General features: G+C 69.7%; 16 protein-coding genes and 1 pseudogene. 8 read left to right on the top strand and 9 right to left on the bottom strand.

What is annotated here, in order from left to right; genetic code table 11:
• Window positions 1–88 precede the first annotated feature (88 nt).
• Window positions 89–613, bottom strand: coding sequence for a phosphatase domain-containing putative toxin (locus V7Q42_RS07450; RefSeq protein ID WP_333823290.1), 525 nt, complete (start codon window positions 611–613; stop codon window positions 89–91).
• Between the two features lie 84 nt (window positions 614–697).
• Here V7Q42_RS07450 and V7Q42_RS07445 point away from each other — a divergent pair, with 84 nt between their 5' ends.
• The 4 genes from V7Q42_RS07445 (at window position 698) to V7Q42_RS07430 (ending at window position 4,449) form a co-directional block, all read left to right on the top strand.
• Complete coding sequence (locus tag V7Q42_RS07445) at window positions 698–1,912, top strand: amino acid ABC transporter permease (RefSeq protein ID WP_333823289.1); 1,215 nt, start codon at window positions 698–700, stop codon at window positions 1,910–1,912.
• Complete coding sequence (locus V7Q42_RS07440; RefSeq protein ID WP_333823288.1) at window positions 1,909–3,012, top strand: amino acid ABC transporter permease; 1,104 nt, start codon at window positions 1,909–1,911, stop codon at window positions 3,010–3,012. The genes V7Q42_RS07445 and V7Q42_RS07440 overlap by 4 nt, the downstream gene beginning before the upstream one ends.
• A 184-nt stretch (window positions 3,013–3,196) precedes the next feature.
• Window positions 3,197–3,910 (top strand): RibD family protein, encoded by a 714-nt coding sequence (locus V7Q42_RS07435; protein WP_333823287.1) that lies wholly within the window; start codon window positions 3,197–3,199, stop codon window positions 3,908–3,910.
• Window positions 3,907–4,449: a cytochrome b gene (locus V7Q42_RS07430; protein ID WP_333823286.1), complete on the top strand. Its 543-nt coding sequence runs from the start codon at window positions 3,907–3,909 to the stop codon at window positions 4,447–4,449. The genes V7Q42_RS07435 and V7Q42_RS07430 overlap by 4 nt, the downstream gene beginning before the upstream one ends.
• Here V7Q42_RS07430 and V7Q42_RS07425 read toward each other — a convergent pair.
• From V7Q42_RS07425 to V7Q42_RS07410, 4 genes are read right to left on the bottom strand one after another with little or no spacing between them, the layout of a single operon-like run.
• A complete protein-coding gene (locus tag V7Q42_RS07425; RefSeq protein ID WP_333823285.1) occupies window positions 4,415–5,302 on the bottom strand; it encodes a class I SAM-dependent methyltransferase in 888 nt (295 codons plus the stop codon). The genes V7Q42_RS07430 and V7Q42_RS07425 overlap by 35 nt on opposite strands.
• Window positions 5,299–6,354, bottom strand: coding sequence for a glycosyltransferase family 4 protein (locus tag V7Q42_RS07420; RefSeq protein WP_333823284.1), 1,056 nt, complete (start codon window positions 6,352–6,354; stop codon window positions 5,299–5,301). The genes V7Q42_RS07425 and V7Q42_RS07420 overlap by 4 nt, the downstream gene beginning before the upstream one ends.
• Entirely contained in the window at window positions 6,351–6,755 is a 405-nt protein-coding gene (locus V7Q42_RS07415) for a 6-pyruvoyl trahydropterin synthase family protein (RefSeq protein ID WP_333823283.1), read from the bottom strand. The genes V7Q42_RS07420 and V7Q42_RS07415 overlap by 4 nt, the downstream gene beginning before the upstream one ends.
• Window positions 6,756–6,757: 2 nt before the next feature.
• Window positions 6,758–7,738, bottom strand: coding sequence for a dehydrogenase (locus tag V7Q42_RS07410; protein ID WP_333823282.1), 981 nt, complete (start codon window positions 7,736–7,738; stop codon window positions 6,758–6,760).
• A gap of 105 nt (window positions 7,739–7,843) precedes the next feature.
• Between V7Q42_RS07410 and mdoH the strand changes: the two genes are divergently transcribed.
• Window positions 7,844–9,640, top strand: a complete 1,797-nt coding sequence (gene mdoH / locus V7Q42_RS07405; protein WP_333823281.1) for a glucans biosynthesis glucosyltransferase MdoH — start codon at window positions 7,844–7,846, stop codon at window positions 9,638–9,640.
• Between the two features lie 69 nt (window positions 9,641–9,709).
• Here mdoH and glpB read toward each other — a convergent pair whose 3' ends face one another.
• The 4 genes from glpB to V7Q42_RS07385 all read right to left on the bottom strand — a co-directional run bounded on the left by glpB (window position 9,710) and on the right by V7Q42_RS07385 (window position 14,675).
• On the bottom strand, window positions 9,710–10,990 hold the full coding sequence (glpB, locus tag V7Q42_RS07400) for a glycerol-3-phosphate dehydrogenase subunit GlpB (RefSeq protein ID WP_333823280.1): 1,281 nt from the start codon (window positions 10,988–10,990) through the stop codon (window positions 9,710–9,712).
• Entirely contained in the window at window positions 10,987–12,576 is a 1,590-nt protein-coding gene (glpA, locus tag V7Q42_RS07395; protein WP_333823279.1) for an anaerobic glycerol-3-phosphate dehydrogenase subunit A, read from the bottom strand. The genes glpB and glpA overlap by 4 nt, the downstream gene beginning before the upstream one ends.
• The gene (locus tag V7Q42_RS07390; RefSeq protein ID WP_333823278.1) at window positions 12,573–13,862 is read right to left on the bottom strand and encodes a (Fe-S)-binding protein; all 1,290 of its coding nucleotides are present in this window, start codon (window positions 13,860–13,862) and stop codon (window positions 12,573–12,575) included. Before V7Q42_RS07390 ends, glpA begins: the two co-directional genes overlap by 4 nt.
• Window positions 13,863–14,471: 609 nt before the next feature.
• Window positions 14,472–14,675, bottom strand: a complete 204-nt coding sequence (locus tag V7Q42_RS07385; RefSeq protein WP_333823277.1) for a hypothetical protein — start codon at window positions 14,673–14,675, stop codon at window positions 14,472–14,474.
• A 522-nt stretch (window positions 14,676–15,197) separates the two neighbouring features.
• On the opposite strand from V7Q42_RS07385, the pseudogene V7Q42_RS07380 reads away from it, so the two are divergent.
• From V7Q42_RS07380 to V7Q42_RS07370, 3 genes and pseudogenes are all read left to right on the top strand, one after another.
• Window positions 15,198–15,736, top strand: a pseudogene (locus tag V7Q42_RS07380) (O-acetyl-ADP-ribose deacetylase).
• A complete protein-coding gene (locus V7Q42_RS07375; protein WP_333823276.1) occupies window positions 15,733–16,806 on the top strand; it encodes an efflux RND transporter periplasmic adaptor subunit in 1,074 nt (357 codons plus the stop codon). Before V7Q42_RS07380 ends, V7Q42_RS07375 begins: the two are co-directional and overlap by 4 nt.
• Complete coding sequence (locus V7Q42_RS07370) at window positions 16,803–19,901, top strand: efflux RND transporter permease subunit (protein WP_333823275.1); 3,099 nt, start codon at window positions 16,803–16,805, stop codon at window positions 19,899–19,901. Before V7Q42_RS07375 ends, V7Q42_RS07370 begins: the two co-directional genes overlap by 4 nt.
• Window positions 19,902–19,980 lie beyond the last annotated feature (79 nt).

The following is a 19,980-nucleotide window of genomic DNA, read 5'->3' as shown; positions in this document are numbered from 1 at the left end:
TGGTTCAGCACCCCCTCACAAGCACGGCTGCGCCGGTTCTCGGACGAGTCCTCCGGCGGCGGCGGTGTCCGCCGACGAACTCACCATCTCAGCGCGAACCCCGTCCCGACAGGGCGCGCAGGTAGTCCACCTGCGCCGCGGTCTCCACCGCTTCGCCGGCATGGTCGCGCCTCACCAGGGCGATCGCCGCTTCGGCGTCGAAGCCGGCAGCTTCGACGACGAGACGCGCGGCGATCGTGCCCGTCCGCCCCAGACCGGCGCGGCAATGGAGCGCGACGGTCTCACCGCGGGCGAGCCGCTCGACGAGGCCCACCTCGCGCCACGCCGCCTCGAAGTCGACGTCGGGCACACCGAAATCGGCGATCGGCAGATGCAGGAGATCGAGGCCGGCCGCGGCGGCCTCTGCCCGCCAGTCTGCGAGCGGCAGGGGAAGTTCGGCCGCTTCGACGAGAGTGACGAGAAGGCGCGCCCCGCTCGCCGCGATACGCGCGAAATCCCGGCGCACCGCGGCGCGGTCGGCCGCGCCCTCCCAGGTACCCGGGCAGGCGGAGAGGTGGAGCCGCCCGGCCACGCCGGGAACCGAGACGAGAGAGGCGCGTCGGCGGTTTGCCATTTCGTCACATAGCCCTATGCTCGCGTTTCACGCCGCCGCGGGCCTCGGGCCGAAGGGGCGCCAGACCGCCGATCCGGAACCTCCATGGCCGCGACAGCCCCCGCCGCACCCGCCGACCTCGTGGTGGGCCGCCCGCCGCCGAAGCCCGTGCTCCTCACCCGCCGGCGGATCCGCTCGGCGACGTGGCAGACGGCGCTCGCCGTGGCGCTGATCGCCGCCGGCTATTACGCCCATCTCAATGTGACTCGCAATCTCGCCGCCTCCGGTGTCGCCATCGATTTCGGCTTCCTGACGCGCGAGGCCGGGTTCGACGTCTCCGAGCAACTCGTCGCCTACACGCCGAAGGACAGCTACGCCCGCGTCCTCTTCGTCGGTTTCCTCAACACCCTGCTGCTCGCGGCCACGACGCTCGTCCTGTCGAGCGCCATCGGCCTGGCCATCGGCATCGCCTCGACGAGCCGCAACTGGCTCGTCCGCAATCTCGCCCGCGTCTACATCGAACTGCTGCGCAATCTGCCGAAACTCCTGATCGTGCTGGCGCTCTACATCGCCATGGTGCGCGGCCTGCCACTCGTGCGGGCGGCCTGGACGCTGCCCGGCGGAGCGCTGCTCGCCAATCGCGGCCTCTACCTGCCGTGGCCCGAGATCCCGGTGGGGACGGCGGCGCTCGCGGCCATCGCCGTCGTCTGGATCGCCGCCACCTGGACCTGGGCGCGCGCGGTGAAGCGGCATCAGGACGTGACCGGCGTTCGCCGCGCTGTCGCGCTGCCCGCCGCCGCCGGTCTCGTCTTCGCGGTCGCGCTCGCACACGCCGCCGGGGTCGTCGAGGTCCGCTGGTCGGTGCCGGCACTGACGGGATTCAACATCACCGGCGGCGCCCATCTCACCGTCCAGTTCACCGCGCTGTGGCTGTCGCTGTCGATCTATCATGCCAGCCAGATCGCCGAGATCGTGCGCGGCGGCATCATCTCGGTCGACAAGGGGCAGCGCGAGGCCGCCGCCGCCCTCGGACTGAGGCCGAGCCGCGTGCTGCGGCTCATCGTGTTGCCGCAGGCGATCCGGGTCATCGTGCCACCGCTCGGCAATCAGTACCTCAACCTGATCAAGAACACCTCGATCGCCCTGGCGGTCGGCTATTCCGACCTCGTCGGGGTGATGAACACCGCCGTCAACCAGACCTTCCGTCCGGTGGAACTGATGCTGGTGGTGATGCTGGTCTTCCTCGCCATCAACCTGACGACGGCCGCCGCGCTGAACTGGTTCGCCGCCTGGGCGCGCCCGCCGGGGACGACGCGATGACCGACGCCGCCCCCGCCGCGCCCCCGCCGATCATCGATCTGCGGCCACGCCGACCCCGCCACGTCGTCGCCCTCGAATGGGCGCGCACCAATCTCTTCGACGGGGTGGTGAACACCCTCCTCACCCTCGCGACCGTCGCCTTCCTCCTGTGGTCGATACCGATCGCCCTGCGCTGGCTGGTGATCGACGCGGTCGGCATCGGCGGCGACGTCGCCGCCTGCAAGACCGCGGGCGGAGCCTGCTGGGCGTTCCTGCGCGTCAAGGGTGACGTCATCCTGACCGGCACCTACCCGTTCGACGAACGCTGGCGGGCGCAGATCGCCGCCGTCGTCACCCTCGCGACCGTCGCCGTGGCGCTGTTCTGGCGCGGCGGCGTCCTCGGATTGGCGGGGCTCTTCCTCGCCGGCTGCCTCGCCAATCTGGCGCTCCTGTCGGGCGGGGTCCTCGGCCTCGCACCGGTCGATGCGACCCGTTGGAACGGCTTGCCGCTCGTCCTCTTCCTGTCGGTCTTCACCATGGCGGCGGCGTTGCCGATCGGCATCTTCCTGGCGCTCGCCCGCAAGTCGCAGGCCGTGGTGATCCGACTGGTGGCGATCGCCTGGATCGAGACGATCCGCGGCATCCCCATGGTGGCGGTGCTCTTCGCCGGCGTCTTCATTCTGCCTCTGCTGATGCCGCCGGGTTGGTACACCTCGTCGATGGTCTCGATCTTCGTGGTGCTGACCGTCTTCCACGCCGCCTATTTCGCCGAGGATGTCCGATCCGGTCTCGACGACTTCGACGCCGGACAGATCGAAGCGGCCTATTCGATCGGGCTGACCCATTGGCGGACCCTGCGTCTGGTCGTCCTGCCGCAGGCTCTGCGCACCGCGTTGCCGGCGCTGACCAATTCGATCATCGGCGGCTACAAGGACACCTCGCTCGTCGCCATCGTCGGCCTGTTCGACCTGATGGCGACCTCGCGACTGGCCACCGCCGACGTCGAGTGGCAGGCCTATTCGCTGGAGGCCAACATCGTCGTCGGCGCCTTCTACCTCGTCACCTGCGTCGCGGTGTCCGAGCGTTTCCGCCGACTGGCCCACATCGACGCACCGAAATGAGGAGAAGGACGATCGGCTTCACCCGAATCGTCGAAGTGTCGCTCGGCGAACATACGACCCCGAAGTGATCCCGAAGCATCTCGCCTGCGCGCCGGTTCGGGTCGTCGACCACGACGGCGAATTGCTTCTTACGCAATTTCGCTTATCGTACCGGCAGGGTCACACGGCTTCCGAGGTTCTTCCAGTGCTCCGCCCCGGTGAAGTCGCTCTGGACAGGATCGGGTCGCGTCACGACGGCCGCCCTTATGTCGTGGCCCAGCTCGGCGTATCGCTGGACGGGCGCATCGCCACCCGCAACGGCGACTCCCGCGGGCTCGGCGGATCGCCCTCGCTCGACCATCTCCATGCCCTGCGCGCCCGCGTCGACGCCGTCCTCGTCGGCATCGGCACCGTCCTCGCCGACGACCCTCGCCTCAACGTCCGCCGCTGCGCCGGATCGAGCCCTGCCCGCGTGGTGCTCGACGCCCGCGGCGCCCTGCCCGCCTCGGCGCGGTGCCTCGAAGGCGGCGACGGCGCTCGGCGCATCGTCTTTCGCGGCGCCGACCGAGGCGGCGGCGACCTGCCGAGCGGGGTGGAGATCGTCCCCCTCCCGGCGCCGGAGGGCCGGTTCGACATGACCCGTGTGATGGAGATGCTCGCCGAGTTCGGCTTCGGCACCGTCCTCATCGAGGGCGGCGCCGGCATCGTGTCGCAGGCGATCGACACCGGTCTGGTCGATCGGCTCCACCTGATGGTTTCGCCCGTCATCCTCGGCTCGGGCCGCAACGGCCTCGATCTCTCGCCCATAGAACAGATCCGCGACGCCCGACGCCCGCCCACCGACGTCATCCCGCTCGGTGACGGCGATGTGCTGTTCGATTGCGACATGACGGCCGAAGAACCCAGGAGAAGCCCATGACGGAGCGCCCCGCCACCTATTCGGGTCTCCAGAAGCTCGTCCACTGGATCACTGCGCTCATGGTGTTCACCCTCGTTCCGGTCGGTGTCTACATGGTCCGCCGTGGCGCCGCGACCGACTTCGACGAACTCACCGGCCGGCTCTACACCGCCCACAAGACCTTCGGGGCGGTCGTCCTCGGGCTGGTGGTGCTGCGGATCGTCGTTCGGCTGACCCGCGGCACGCCGGCGCCGGACCCCTCTCTCGCTCGGATCCAGGTGATCGCGGCAGAGGCGGTGCACGGGCTCATCTATCTGGCGCTCGTCGCCGTGCCGATCCTCGGTTGGCTCGGCGTCTCGGCCTACGGCGCCCGCGAGATCCTCGGCGGTCTCTCGTTGCCCGAGATTCTCGCCAAGAACGAGGCCACGGCGAAGGTGCTGTTGGGGCTGCACGGCTGGGCCGCCTTCGGGCTCGCCGCCCTCGTCGCCGCCCATTTCGGAGCGGCGCTCATCCACCGCTTCGTCTTCAAGGACGGCGTGATGAAGCGGATGCTGTCCTGACCGGCGGATGGGCCAGGAGATCGGCGTGGCCGCAGACGATCCGCGCGCCCGCCTCGCCGCAGGTCGCGGCGCGGAAGGTGGCCCAGTCGTCGAGATCGGCGCGCGCCACCGCCCCGGTCTCGGCCACCGCTTCCGCCATGCCGGCGAGGAGCAGCCGCCCGAGATCCGCCTCCGCCGCGCCGAGCACCCAGTCCGAGGACCGTTCCGAGACCTCGTATCCGGCCGAACGCGCGGCGGCCGCGAGCACCGCGGTCGCCTCGGGCCCCGCCGCGATACCGAAGCCCTTGTCGCGCCGCATGTGACCGGCGAAGGCGGCGACCACCGCCGCGTCGAGCGGATGCGCGGGGGCGAAGGCGTCGCGGCCGTCGTAGGTGAGCACGGCATGGAGCATCGCCTGCCGCGCCGCCACGGCGGCCACCAATTCGGCCATCCAGGACGCCGACACGAGATCGAAGAGCGCCGACGCGGTCACCAGATCGCACGCCGCCGGGATCACCGCTTCGACCGCCGTCGCGAGATCGCCGGTGTGGAACTCGACGCGGATTTCGCGCCCCTTCTTCAGGAGGCGCAGCGTGTCGCCGGCCCTCTCGGCCTCGTCGGCCCAGTCCGCGAGCCGCCGCGCCGCCTCGTCCAGAAGGCCGGGATCGTCGTCGACGAGACGCCAGTCCTGCTTGGCAGGAAGAAGCGGCGCCAGCGCCCGGAGGTTCGAGCCCGTTCCGGCCCCGAGATCGACGACGCTGAGCACGTCTCGACCGACGAAGCGACGCGCCACGGCGTCCGCGAGGTCTCGCGACCGCGAACGATGATCGACCGGTTCGCGCAAGGCCAGCCACGCGGCCGAAAATCCGCTCATGCCCCGGTCTCCGCCGCTTCCTCGAGCACCGTGGCGACGATGTGCGCCGTCGCCTCCCAACTCGGCAGCGCCCGCCCGGCGGCGTAGGCGGCGGCGGCGAGATCGTGCCGCAGACCCGCGTCGTCGAGGCAGCGGCCGAGTGCGGCGGAAAGCCCCGTCGCGTCGCCCGCCGGCACCTTGAGCCCCGCACCCTCCGGCACGGTCTCCGTCGCCGCCCCGCCCGTGGTCGTCACGATCGCCACCCCTCGCCGCATGGCTTCGGCCAACGCCATTCCGTAGCCCTCGAAATGCGAGGCCGAAACGAAGAGATCGGCGCGCCCGATGAGCGCGTCGAGGTCCACCTCGTCGACGGCGCCGCGGAACCGGACCCGTTCACCGAGCCCGGCGGCGGCGATCCGCGCATCGAGCAAGTCGCGATGTTCCGGCTCCCGCTCCGCCCCGACGATGGCCAACCGCCAATCGCGGTCGACGAGCCTCGAAAGCGCCGCGATCAACAGGTCGTAGCCCTTGCGCGGCACCACCGCGCCGACCGCCAGGATCTCGACCCCGGGTCCGCCCGAACCGGTCGCGCGAGGCTTCGGCACCGTCCCCGGCGGCGCCACGGCGATGCGATCGGCCGGGACCGCGAAAGCCTCGACCAGGAGGCGGCCGGTGGCCGGCGAGGTGACGATCACCCGGCGTGCGAGCGCCAGCGCCCGCGTCTCGGACGCGCGAAGCCGGGCCACCCGCTCGGCCGAGAGGCCGCTTTCGAGCGCCAAGGGATGATGGCACAACGCCACGACCGGTCGGCCGAAGGCGCGGATGAGATCGGTCGGCATCGCCCCGTAGGCGAGCCCGTCGACGAGCACCGGGGTGCCTTCGGGAAGCGCGGCGACGCGTGCGGCGCAGGCCGCGAGATCCGCCGCCGTGGGGTCGGGGAAGCGACCGGACAGTTCGACATGGATCGGCGCCACACCGAAGGCGGGAAGATGGGCGAGCAGGGCGCGGTCGTAGGCGTAGCCACCGGTCGGCAGGCCGAGATCGCCGGGGATCAGGAAGCCGACCGTCCTCATCCCCCGACCGGACCTTCGAAGGACGCCCGCGCCAGATCGGTCTCCTGCAGGGTGACGCGGATGCGCGCGAGGTCGCGCCCGTCCTCGCCGAGACCGCCGTCGGCCACCGCCGAGGCGAGGCGGGTGAAGACGTGATGCGCGAGGAATTCGGTGGTGGTGAGGGTCCCGGCGAAGTCGGGAACCTCGTCGAGGTCTCGGTAGTGCAGCGGATCGAGCACCGCCTTCAAGAGGTCGATCGCCGCGCCGATGTCGACGACGACGTTGTGCGGGCCGAGTCGCGCGCGGAAGAAGGCGACGTCGACCACGAAGGTCGCGCCGTGCCTGCGTTGCGCCGGACCGAAGAACGGATCCGGCAACGAATGGGCGATCATGATGCGGTCACGGACTTCGACGCGGTACATCTTCACTCCTCGTAACGGACAAGGGTCACGATTCCCGGCGCCCCGGCCGCGAGCAGCCGCGGCATCGCCGCCGGCAGATCGGCGAAGGGCACGATCTCGCCGATCAGCCGGTCGAGACGGGGGTCGGCGGCGAGGTCGAGCGCCGCGGCGAGCCGCGACGCGAAGGTCCAGCCGCGCGCCGCGTGTCCGGGCGAGACCCGCCCGACCTGCGACGACACGAGGCCGATCCGGCCGGCGTGGAAGGCTCCGCCGAGCGCCACCGCGATCTCACCGGCCCCGTACCAGCTGAGTTCCACCACCTCGGCCTCCGGACCGGCCGCGGCGATCGCCGTCGCGAGGCCCGCCGCCGTCGCGGAGGTGTGGAACACCACGTCGGCACCTGTGGGCGCCGCCTCCGGCGGAGCGAAACTCGCCCCGAAATCCGCCGCCGCCGCCGCGCGAGAAGGATCGACGTCGACCACGGTGACCCGTGTCCCCGGCATGCCGGCGCACAAGGCGGCGACCAGGAGACCGACGAGACCACCGCCGACCACCACCACCCGGTCGGCGACGCTCACCCCGGAATCCCAGACCGCGTTGAGCGCCGTCTCCAGATTGGCGGCGAGCGTCGCCCGCATCGCCGGCACGGCGTCGGGGACGCGGTGGAGCCGCTCGAGCGGCGCCACGAACCGGTTCTGGTGGGGGTGGAGCGCGAAGACACGACGGCCGAGAAGATCCGCCGGTCCGTCCTCGACGATCCCGACGGCGGCATAGCCGTATTTGACGGGGAAGGGGAAGTCGCCCTCCTGCATCGGGCAACGCATGCGCCCATGTTCTTCGGCCGGCACCGCCCCCCGGGCGACCAGACGCTCGGTGCCGCGCGAGATCGCCGAGAATTCGGTGCGAACCAGCGCCTCGCCGGGGCCGGGCGCCGCGAGCGGCACCTCTCGCAATTCCGACCGCATCGGAGCGACGTGGAAGAGCGCGCGCGCGGTTTCCGCCATCCGGTTCCCTTCTCGTCGGCCGGTCGAGCGCCTAGGGTTGCGCATCATGCATCGGATTCGCAAGGTCGCCGATGCGTTCGGCTCGAACCACGGAGAGTTCCGCCCATGCAGCCGGACCCCGCGACCCCGTTCGGCGTGATCGCGACCACCCCGACCGGCACGCAGAGCGCAGCTCTGTTGACCCGCCGGCGGGTACTGGTGACCGCGATGAACCTCACACTCTTCGCGGCGCTCGCCGGCTGGGCCGTCGCCATCCTCGGTGTCGGCGGGTGGAGCGTGATCGACGTGCTCCTCCTCCTGTGCTTCCTCGCCATCCTGCCGTGGACGGTCCTCGGCGTCGTCAATGCGGCGATCGGCCTGTGGGTGCTGCACGGCGCCGCCGATCCGGTCGGCGAAGTCGCGCCCTTCGCCCGCTCGGTCGATCCCGCCGCGCCCGTCACCTCGAAGACCGTGGTCTTCATGACGCTGCGCAACGAGGATCCGCGCCGCGCGATCGATCGGCTGAAACTCGTCGAGGCCGATCTCGCGACGAGCGGCCAGGGCGACCACTTCGTCTGGTTCGTCCTCTCGGACACCGATCGAGACGCCGTCGCGGCGCTCGAAGAAGAGGCGGTGGCGCAATGGCGCGCCGAGATCGCCGGGCGGTCGCGCATCGTCTACCGCCGCCGCGCCGACAACACCGGATTCAAGGCCGGCAACGTCTTCGAGTTCCTCGATCGCTGGGGCGACGACCACGACCTGATGCTGCCGCTCGACGCCGACAGCCTGATGGACGCGGCGACCATCCTCCGACAGGTCCGGATCCTCGAGGCGCATCCGAAGATCGGCATTCTGCAGACCCTGGTGGTGGGGCTTCCCTCGGCGAGCGCCTTCGCCCGTATCTTCCAGTTCGGCATGCGCCAGGGCATGCGCACCTACATCAACGGGCAGGCGTGGTGGACCGGCGACTGCGGCCAGTTCTGGGGCCACAACGCCCTCGTCCGCATCGCCCCGTTCCGCGCGCACTGCCGGATACCGAAACTGCCGGGCGAGCCGCCCTTCGGCGGTCACATCCTCAGCCACGATCAGATCGAGGCCGCCCTGATGCGGCGCGCCGGATGGGAGGTGCGCATCGTGCCGGAGGAATGCGGCTCCTGGGAGGAGAACCCGCCGACCCTCCTCGACTACATGCGCCGCAACGTCCGTTGGTGTCAGGGCAATCTTCAGTACATCCGCCTGCTCGGCACCCCCGGTCTCCTGCCGGTGTCGCGCTTCCAGCTGATCTGGGCGATTCTGATGTTCGTCTCGATCCCCGGCGGCACGCTGATGCTGCCGCTGGCGGCGCTCAAACCCTTCGACGGCGAGAGCCTCGCCGATTTTCCCGTGGGCTCGGCGCTCGCCCTCCATCTCGTCTTTCTCCTCCTCGGCCAGATCCCCAAGCTCTGCGGCATCGCCGACATCCTCCTGACCCCCGGCGGCACCGCACGTTACGGCGGGCTTCGCCGCGTCCTCGCGGCCGGATCGCTCGAGATGGTGCACTCGTGGTTTCTCGCGGCGTCGGATTCCTTCCGCATCACGCTCTTCGTCGTCGCGCTGGCGTTCGGGCGGGCGGTCGGCTGGGGGGGTCAGTCACGTGACGCCCATGGCGTGTCGTGGCGTCGAGCCGTTGCCGAGCTGTGGCCGCAGACGCTGTTCGGCATCCTCGTGGTCGCGACCATGGCCGCGACGTCCCTCGTCTTCGCCGCGTGGGCGGCTCCGATCACCTTCGGTTACCTCTTCGCCATCCCCTTCTGCGTCGCCACCGCGTCACCGGCCACGGGTTCGCTGTTGCGCGCTCACCGTCTCTTCGCCGTTCCGGAGGAATTCGCGACGCCGGACATCGTCGCCCGCGCCCTCGCCGGCCACGATCGATCCGCCGGATGATCCGCCGGCCGCCGGACCGGACGATCGGAATCGGCGGCGCGGCGACGCGGGCGCGCGATGTGACGCCGATCACCCCGTCGACCGCGCCACGCCTTCGACGGCGGCCCAGGCCGTGGCGATCGCCAGTCCGGCGCCGCAGCGTTGGCGAACCCAATCCTGCCCGGCCAGGATCGCGCCGACCGCGAACAGATGGGGATGGACCGGCGACCCGTCGGAGCCCAGCGGTCGGAAATCGTCGTCGACGAGGAGGCCGGCGCGATTGATCGGATGGCCGCGCGGGTCGAACCAGTCGTCACGGTGCCAGTCGCCCCGCGTCGCCGGTTGGGCGACGGGAAGGTCGAAGAGCGTTTCGCGCACACCCGTCCGCTCGGCCGCCAGTCCGCCGGAAAGAAAGCGGCCGGTGGCCAGGATCGCCGTCGTCGCCTCGATCACCACCTCGCCGAAATTGTCGCGGTAGTGGAGGTCGATCCGGTCCGGCCTCAGCTCGGCGCGGGCCGCTTTGTGTTGGGAGACGAGCGTCGTCCCGCGCGCCGGCATCCCCTGTTCGAGAAGCTCGCGCAGGCGCAGGCCGGGAACGGCGGGCGGCATCGTCGGGATCTCGAAGATCGGCAGACCGACGAGCTCTTCCATCGCGGCGTGGACGCGATCGGGAGCGTGGACGCCGAGGATCGCCGGCAGACCGACGCATTCGGCCCCACCGACCACCGCCCGGATCCGTTCCGCCAACCGCTCGCGCGTCCCGCGGACCTCCAATGCCCGCGCCATCACTTCCGGGTAGGCTTCGGCACCGCTGTCGAGGTCGGGAAAGCCGATCCGCGCCGACGTCAGGCCCGGCCAATCGGCGGCGAAATTCGCGACGAATTCCTTGGCGCTGAAGCCGACCATACCGACGAGATCGAGGATCACCGTCCGCTTCTTCGCGGCCAGTGCCGCGGCGCCGCCGGCCATGGTCGCAGGAATGCTCAGGGTCGTCTTGGCGAGGCCGGTCGGCAGCAGCGCCCGGACGTTGGTCCCACCCGGCGGGACATAGGCGATGCCGAGGTCGCCGATCGCCTCGGTGAAGCGGCGCAGCGCCCGCTCGATGGTCGTGCGTGGCAGCCGCGCGAGCGGATGACCCGGCCATGTCGCGCCGAGATCGGCGAGCCCCGCCCAGGGATCCGCGATCGGCCGCCCTCGGTCGTAGCCGAGGAGATCGAAGTAGCCGGTGGTGTAGGAGAGCGCCCCGGCGTGGCCGAGCTGCACCGCGCGGATCCCCCGTTCGAGGCAGAAGACGGCGGCCGCGAAGCCGGCGATGCCGGTGCCGACGATGGCGACATCGGCCGTGATGCGGCGGGGCTCCGACTTCGTCACGGTTCGCCGTCCTCTCCATGGCCGTCGATCAGATCGAGGCCCGACAATCCGCAATGGAGCGTCTCGGCGAGTTCGGCCTGCGGCATCTGCGCCCCCCACAGCACCGGCCGGGTGCCCTTGTAGCGCTCGGCGAGGAAGTCGCGCATCGTCGCCAGCCCCTCGCGCCCGGTATAGGTGCCGCGGTCGTAGAGATGCGAGGTGACGCGGATCGAGCAGAAGGAGCCCTGACAGGTGCCCTTTCCGATACGGCTGCGCACCCCGATGGCTCTGAGCGGCATCTGTGGCTCGGCGCCGGGCGTGTCCTCCAGCACCGCATCGACGGTCGATTTCGGCACCATCTCGCATTCGCAGAGGATGTTGTCCGCCGGATTCTTGGCGGCGATCCAGACCCGCGCGGAATGACCGGGCTCGGTCCAACTCGACCGTTCCAGCGCCGGTAGCGGTTCGACCGCGGTCCGGCACGGTTCGCGGTTGCCGAGACGAGCGGCGACGAGGTCGCCGGTCCGCTCGGCCATCAGCCGGAAGGTGGTGAGCTTGCCGCCGGCGATGGTGGCGAAGTTCTCCAGCCCCTGGTCGAGATGGTCGAACAGGGTGAAGCCGCGGCTCGCCTTGCGGCCGTCGTCACCGATGCCGCCGGAGGGCAGGAGCAGAGGGCGGACGCCGGCGAAGGCGCGGATGAAGCGGGTTCGGGCGAGCGCCGGGATCAGCGCCGCCCCCTCTTGGATGTTGCGATCCACCTCCTCGGGCGTCGGTCGGATCACGTCGAGGCCGGCGATCGTGTCCGACGTGGTGCCGAGCAGCGAGACCGAGCCCCCGGGCACCAGGATGTCGCCGTCGCCGGAGCGCCTCAGGCGATTGACCACCCGGCGTGTCAGCCGGGTGTTGGCGATGACCAGCGTGCCCTTGGAATAGACGACGTGGACGTCGTCGCAGCCGGCGAGCCGCGCCACCGCCATCGACCACGCGCCGGCGGCGTTGACGAACTGGCGAGCCCGGATGATCCGCGTCTCGCCGGTCTTCGTGTCGCGGCAGCGGGCGGCGAGGATCCGACCGTTTTCGATCTCGAAACCGACGACCTCCGTGTGCGGCAGGAAGAGGCTGTCGGCGAGGCGACCCGCGTCGGCGACCTGCTCGATGGTCAGACGAAAGGGATCGACGGAGGCGTCCGGAACGGCATAGGCGGCGAAGGCCCGTTCCGAGATCGCCGGTTCCAGCCGCCGCGCCTCGGCGACGGTGAGCGGCACGCTATCGATGCCGGCGGCGGCGCAACGTTCGGCGAACCCTGCGGCGAAGGCCTCGTCGTCGCCCTCGACCGCGACGAACAGGCCGCCACAATCGTCGATCGCGCGCGGCGCCATGCGCTTGAGGATCTCGCCCTCGATGCGGCATTCGGCGGCGGTCTCGGTGTCGCTCGCGGCGTATCGCCCGCCGCTGTGCAGGAGGCCGTGGTTGCCGCCGGAAGCGCCCGAGGCGAGGTCGCCCTTGTCGATCAGGATGCCGCGGATGCCGCGCAGCGCCAGATCGCGCAGGATTCCGCAGCCGGTGACGCCGCCGCCGATGACGAGAACGTCCGCATCGTGGATCATTGCGGCAGCCCCAGGTCGCGAAGGTCCGGGCCGAGATACTTGCGTTCGTCGGGCCCGAGAATGCCGAGAGAGAGGCAGATCAGCGTCCAGAAGTGCACCACCCGGTAGCTCCCGCCGTAGTGATGGGCGAGGTCCTCCATCTGCGAATGGCAGTTGTGGCAGGGGGTGAGTACGTAGGTGGCTTCGGTCGCCTCGATCTGGTCGAACTTGCGCTTGCCGTAGGCGTGGCGCAATTCGTTCATCCCCGCCTGCAGGAAACCGCCGCCGCCGCCGCAACAATAGTTGGCGCTGCGGCAGGGCTGCATGTCGATGAAGTTCTCCTCGCCGACCAGCGTCCGGGCGACGAACCGCAGGTCGTCGGCGGCCGCGTCGCCGATCGACTTGCGCACCAGCTGGCAGGGATCCTGGAGGGTGAACCTGATGCCTCTGGTGTTCCAGTCGGAATTGACCGGCAGCTTCCCCTCGCGGATCCACTGGGCGTAATAGGTGACGAGGCTGGCATAATCGAAGTTCGCCGTCAGCCCGAAGCGCTCGACCCCCTTCCACAGCGTGTAGAAGGAATGGCCGCATTCGGTGTTGATCCACACCTTGCAGCCGAGCGCGTTGACCGCATCGACGCGCTTCTCGACCATCGCCTTCCAGGCCGCGTCGTCGCCCGAGAACATGCAGAAGTTCTCCGCCGCCCAGCCGCTCGAGCCGTAGGTCCAGTCGGCCCCGACGTAATCGAGCAGCTTCCACAGCGGCCGCATCTCCTCCGGTTCGGCGGCGGGCTCGCGCGAGTTCTGATTGATGAAGAAGAAGGCGCCCGGCTTGTCGATCGGCACTTCGATCTTCGCGAAGCGTTCGTCGTTGCGGCGCAGCTCCTCGGCGGTCTCCTCGACGATCTCGACGAAGTCCTCGGGGCTCACCCCCATGGCGCTGGTCGAATCCGACAGCATCTGTGCATGGCAGGAACGGACGATGCCACGCGGCTTCTTCTCCTCCGGCCACATCGAGCGCGCGTAGCCGACCAACACCGAGACGTCGATGTTCATCGGACAGACCTGGGCGCAGCGCTTGCACTGGGTGCAGGCCCAGATCCACGGCGTGGAGGTCAACTCTTCGTCGAGGCCGAGCATCGCCATGCGGATGAACCGCCGCGGGTCCATGCCCTCGAGCCCGGAGGCCGGACAGCCCGACGAGCACAGCCCGCAGGCGAGGCAACTGTCGTAGCTCGATCCGGCCGGTAGCAACCGATCGGCCACCGCCTTGAAATCGATGGCTGCGGACGCCTGCGACGCGCTCATCGCCACGTCTCCTCTTCGGCCGGGAACGACCGCCGGTCTCTCGTCATCGCATCGCTCCGGGACGCCGAAGCGTCCGAACCTCACGGAGGCGCGATGGTATCACACCGTCGTCGCGAAACGATCCGGACCATGCCTGCCTGCTCCGCGGCGACCGCGGCCCGAAGCATCGCCGCGAGGCCGCCGATGCGGCGGCGCCCCGGGCGCCGAGCCGAGCGGCGACGCGCGGTTCCGCCGCGCCACCCGACGGCGACGGCGAGGCCTGCGAGGTCGATCGGTCCGAACGCTCCGAGATATGGCCGAGCCGAGAGGAAATCGCGAAGGACGTCCATCCGTTGTCGAGGCCGGAAGAAGAGTCGAACCGTTTCGAAGCCAAGATCTTCCGTATCGACGTCCAGAAAACCGGTACGTCGACGATTCGAGATGCGCTGCGTATCTTGGGATGCCGCATCTGTGGCGTGCGCCGTCACCTGATACGGCCGATCCGCAGAGGCGCTCGGCTGTCCGAACCCGACGGCACCGGCCGCGGATCGGCCTTCGCACACGACGCACTCGATCCGCGGCGAGGATCACCCCGCCGCGGTCGGTGTGTCGCAGGAACGGACGAGCCCGTCAGGCGCCCTTGGTCTGGGCGAGGATCATCTTGGCGATCACGATCGAGATCGGGATCGTCACGACGAAGCCGGCGATCGACACGATCGGTAGCAGCTTCATGGCGTTGGCCGAGAGCGACGGAACGGCGAGCACGACGAGGAGCGCGGCACCGGCACCGACCACACCGATCAGAATCCAGACGAGAATGGCGACCTTCCACATGCGTGCGACCCTCCGCGACACGGCGGCGTCCCGATGAGGACCTCCGCCCTGCGGCACCCCTCGTGCCGCCTCCTCCGATGGTTAGAACCAGTTCCCCGTCGCTGCCTTTGACGTGAATCAAAATCGCTACCTGCGTAACGCCACGTACTGCCGTCTCGTTTTCGTCGCTCGAGGCTCATTCGTCGCAGAAATGTCGTACCGTCGACGTAATCGGCCCCACATCACCCCTTCACGCGAAATCGAACGACCTCGTGACGAGGCGGATTTCTCCGATATGACGGCGAATACACATGGTCGACACGTTCTGGACGGCATCCTACGGACGAATTCGCCGACAGGGTCACCGAGATCACGGGAGCGAGCGGCGAGCCGTTGGGGACATGCGGAATTTCTGAAGTGTTGCACGATTTCGTCTCGCCGCGACGAAACGCCACCGTGGACATGAAAACACCTCGACCCGCCGTCATACCTCACCTAAGTCAGGGTCGCCGTACGAGTGTTCGACAGGACGGATCACACGCCATGATCCATACCGTCTCCCGCGCCGCGGTGCGCTACGACGTGATCGTCACCGACATCACGACGCTCGACGTCGACGTGGTGGTGAACGCGGCGAACGCCGCTCTGCGCGGCGGCGGCGGTGTCGACGGCGCATCCACCGGGTCGCCGGCCCGGGCCTACTCGCCGAGTGCATCCCTCTCGGCGGTTGTCCGACCGGCGAGGCGCGGATCACCGGCGGTCATGCGCTCGCCGCCCGTCACGTGATCCACACCGTCGGTCCGGTGTGGCGCGGCGGCGGCCACGGCGAAGCCGACCTGCTGGCGAGTTGCTACCGCGCGTCGCTGCGCCTCGCCCGCGAACATCATCTGGAGACGATCGCCTTTCCGTCGATCTCCACCGGCATCTACGGCTTTCCCGGCGAGGAAGCCGCGGAAATCGCGGTGACCACCGTCCTCGCCGAGACGTTGCGCGCACCGCCCTCGCACGTCGTCTTCTGTTGCTTCTCTCCGCAGGCGGTCGATTGGCACCGCTCTGCGCTCGAAAGGTCTCTGCCGTCATGAATTGGCCGAAACTCGATCAGATCGCCGCCGTGGTCGTACTCGGCGCCGTCGGCGTGTGGGTCGGGCTCGGCGAGTTCGGTTCCTCCGGCTCGCGGCCCACCCCGGCCCGCGCCGCAGAAACCGCACCCACCGTGGTGAAGAAGGTCGGCGTCGTGAAGGTCGCCGCCGAGCCCTATCGCCGCAGCCTCATCGTCTCCGGCCGCACCGAAGCCAACAAGACGGTGGCGGTGAGCACGCGCGGACCCGGCATCGTCGACGAACTGCCGGTCGCCAAGGGCTCGACCGTGCCCGCCGGCACCGTCGTCGCCCGCCTCGCCGACGAGGGCCGCGGCGCGGCGCTCAAACAGGCCGAAGCCCAATACGCCCAGCGCCGGGCCGAATACGACGCCGCCGCCCGCCTGACCGAGACCGGCGCCAATCCGCGCCTCAACCTCTCCGCCTCGCGCGTCGCCGTCGACGCCGCGGCGGCGGCGCTGGAGATCGCCCGCGTCGAAGTCGACAAGAAGACGCTGGTGACCCCGATCGCCGGCATCGTCGACCAGATTCCGGTCGAACGCGGTCAGGCGCTCGGCGACGGCCGCCTGGTGGCGACCGTGCTGTCGCTCGATCCGATCGTCGTCGCCGGCGAGGTCTCCGAGCGCGCCGTCGTCCGCGTCGCCGTCGGTCGGCCGGCCGAGATCCGCCTCGTTTCCGGTGAGACCGTCCCCGCCAAGGTCTCCTACGTGTCGCGTTCCGCCGCCGAGCGCACCCGCACCTATCGCATCGAGGTGGAGGCGGCGAACCCGGAGAACCACATCGCCGCCGGCCTCACCGCCGAGATCTCGCTGCCCTCCGAACCGATGGCGGCGGTCCGCCTGCCGCGCTCGGTGCTGAGCCTCGCCGACGACGGCACCATCGGCGTCCGCTTCGTCGACGCCGCCTCCAAAGTGGTCTTCGCCCCCGTCGAACTCCTCGACGACACACCCCGGGGCCTGTGGCTCGGCGGTGTGCCGGACGGCGCCCGCGTGATCGTCGCCGGTCAGGAGTTCGTCAAGGCGGGCGAGACGGTGACCGCGGAGAACCTCGAATGAACCCGGTCGACATCGCCATCCGCAACTGGCGGCTGACCATCGTCTGTCTGGTCTTCACCCTGGTCGCCGGGGCCTTCTCCTATCTCGCCATCCCCAAGGAGGCGGAACCGGACGTCCGCATCCCGATCGTCTACGTCCAGCTCAGCCTGCGCGGCATCTCGCCGGAGGATTCCGAGCGCCTGTTGCTTCGGCCGATCGAGACGCGGCTGAAGTCGGTCACCAACGTCAAGGAGATGCGCTCCCAGGCCTTCGAGGGCGGTGGCTTCGTGCTGCTCGAGTTCAATGCCGGCTTCGATTCGTCGAAGGCGATCGCCGACGTGCGCGCCAAAGTCGACGACGCCAAGCGTGATCTGCCGACCTCGGCCGACGAACCCTCGGTGCACGAGGTCAATCTCTCGCTCTTCCCGGTCCTGGTCGTCACGCTCTCCGGCGAGGCGCCGGAGCGCACGCTGACGGCGCTCGCCCGCGAGCTGCGCCAACTGATCGAGCAGGTGCCCGGCGTACTCTCCGCCGACCTCCAGGGCGCCCGCGACGATCTCGTCGAGATCAATGTCGACCCGATGCTGCTCGACAGCTACGGCGTCTCCCTCGACCAGCTCCTGGCGGTCGCGGCCGGCTCCAACCAGCTCGTCGCCGCCGGCACGCTCGAGGGCTCGCAGGGCCGTTACGCCGTCAAGGTGCCGTCGCTCATCGAGGGCCTCGCCGACATCGCCGATCTGCCGATCGTCGCCGGGTCCAACGCGGTGATCCGCGCCCTCGAGGTGGCGAGCGTGCGTCGCACCTTCAAGGACGCCACCTCGATCACCCGCATCGACGGCCGTCCGGCGATCGCCATCGAGGTGGTCAAGCGCACCGGTTCGAACCTGATCGAGACCGTCGACGCGGTGAAATGGGTGGCCGGCAAGTTCGCCGAGCGGCTACCGGCCGGTGTCCACGTCGGCTTCAGCCAGGACAAGTCGACCGACATCCGTCGCCTGCTCGCCGAATTGCAGAACTCGGTGCTGGTGGCGGTGATCCTGGTCTTCGTCGTCATCCTGTGGGCGCTCGGCTTCCGCGCCTCGACGATGATCGGTCTCGCCATTCCGACGTCCTTCCTGATGGGCATCATGTGGCTGTCGCTGGCCGGGCTGACGGTCAACATCGTCGTGCTGTTCTCGCTGATCCTGGCGGTCGGCATGCTGGTCGACGACGCCATCATCGTCGCCGAATTCGCCGAACGACGGATGGAAGAGGGCATGCCGCCGAAGGAGGCCTATGCGCTGGCCGCCAAACGCATGGCCGGCCCGGTCTTCGCCGCCACCGCCACCCGCGTCGCCGCCTTTTCGCCGCTCCTCTTCTGGCCCGGCGTCGTCGGCGAGTTCATGAAGTACATGCCGATCACCCTGATCGCGACGCTGTCGGCGTCGCTGATCTTCTCGCTGATCTTCACCCCGACGCTGGGCTCGCTCTTCGGCCGGCCGCCGAAACACGAGGTGAAGAAGGTCGACGGCGCCTACATGGCGCTCGTTACCCGGGCGGTCGATCACCCCAAGACGGTGCTCGCCATCGCCGTCGTGCTGCTGATCGCGGTGCCGCAGGTCTACGGCCGCGTCGGCAAGGGCGTCGAGTTCTTCCCCGAGGTCGAACCCGACTACGGCCTCGTCCACGTCCACGCCCGTGGCAACCTCTCGCTCCACGAGAAGAACCTGGCGGTGAAGGCGGTCGAGGATCGGCTCCTCGCCATGCCCGAATTGAAGACCGTCTACACTCGCGTCGGCGAGCAGAAGGGCGGCTCGGGCGAAGTCGCCGAGGACGTCGTCGGCGTCATCCAGTTCGAGCTGGTCGACTGGCGCGAGCGCCGCCCGGCGCGCGAGGTCCTGGCCGAGATCCGCACCCGCACCGACGGCATGCCCGGCCTCGAGGTCGAGCCGCGCAAGCCCCAGGCGGGACCGCCGACCGGCAAGCCGATCCAGGTACAGCTCTCCGCCACCGACCCGGCGAAGCTGCCGGCCGCCGCCGAGAAGGTCGCCGCCCTCCTCGCCGGCCACCCCGAGATCGTCGACATCGACGACGCCAAGCCGGTGCCGGGCATCGATTGGCGGCTCGAGGTCAAGCGCTCGGAAGCGGCGAAATACGGCGTCTCCGTCGGCACCGTCGGCGCCGCCGTGCAGCTCGTCACCAATGGCCTCAAGCTCACCGAATATCGCCCCTCGGACACCACCGATTCCGTCGACATCGTGCTGCGCTATCCGCCGGAGCGGCGGACCCTGGCCACCCTCGACGAGTTGCGGATCGCCTCGCCGATGGGCTCGGTGCCGATCGGCAACGTCATGGAGCGCAAACCCGCCCAGCGCATCGGCCGCCTCGATCGCGTCGACGGCGAACGCGTGCTGACCGTCTCGGCCAACCTGCGCGAGGGCATCCAGGCGGCCGACGTGCAGGCCAAGGTGATCGCCGACGTCGAGAAGGCCGACCTCGGCACCGGCGTGCGTTGGAAGCTCAAGGGCGAGGACGAGGAGCGCCGCAAGGCCTCCGCCTTCCTGTCGAAAGCCTTCGGCACCGCCCTCTTCCTGATCTTCGCCGTCCTCCTCGCCCAGTTCGGCAAGTTCACCTCGGTCGGCCTCGTGCTCTCGGCGGTGATCTTCTCCACCATCGGCGTCTTCCTCGGCCTGATGGCGAGCGAGTTGTCGTTCTCGGTGGTGATGAGCGGCATCGGCATCATCGCGCTCGCCGGCGTGGTGGTGAACAACAACATCGTGCTGATCGACACCTTCGACCGGCTGATCGCCGAGGGTTGGGAGAAGCGGGCGGCAGCGCTCGAGACCTGTCGCGAACGCGCCCGCCCGGTGGTGCTCACCGCGGTGACCGCCATCCTCGGCGTCCTGCCGATCGCCTTCGGTATCAACCCCGACCTCATCCATCACGAGACGACGATCGGCGCACCCTCGACCCAGTGGTGGATCCACCTGTCGAGCGCCATCGTCTTCGGCCTGGCCTTCGCCACCGTGCTGACGCTGGTCGTCACCCCGTCGATGCTGATGATCTTCACCCGCAAGCGGAAATCGGCGCCGCCCTCGGTCGACATGACGTTGACGCAGCCGACCGCCGGTTCGTGAGCCACCGCCGCGGTCCGGCCACGGAGGATCGGAAAGCGCGATTCGGATCCGGCATCGAACTGCCTCGGCCGAGCGCCGG

The sequence above is a fragment of the Pinisolibacter sp. genome (genome assembly GCF_036782435.1).
Lineage (GTDB): Bacteria > Pseudomonadota > Alphaproteobacteria > Rhizobiales > Ancalomicrobiaceae > CALBKH01.
Note: the sequence above shows the minus strand (reverse complement) of the source record. Positions and strands in the feature narration are given on the sequence as shown.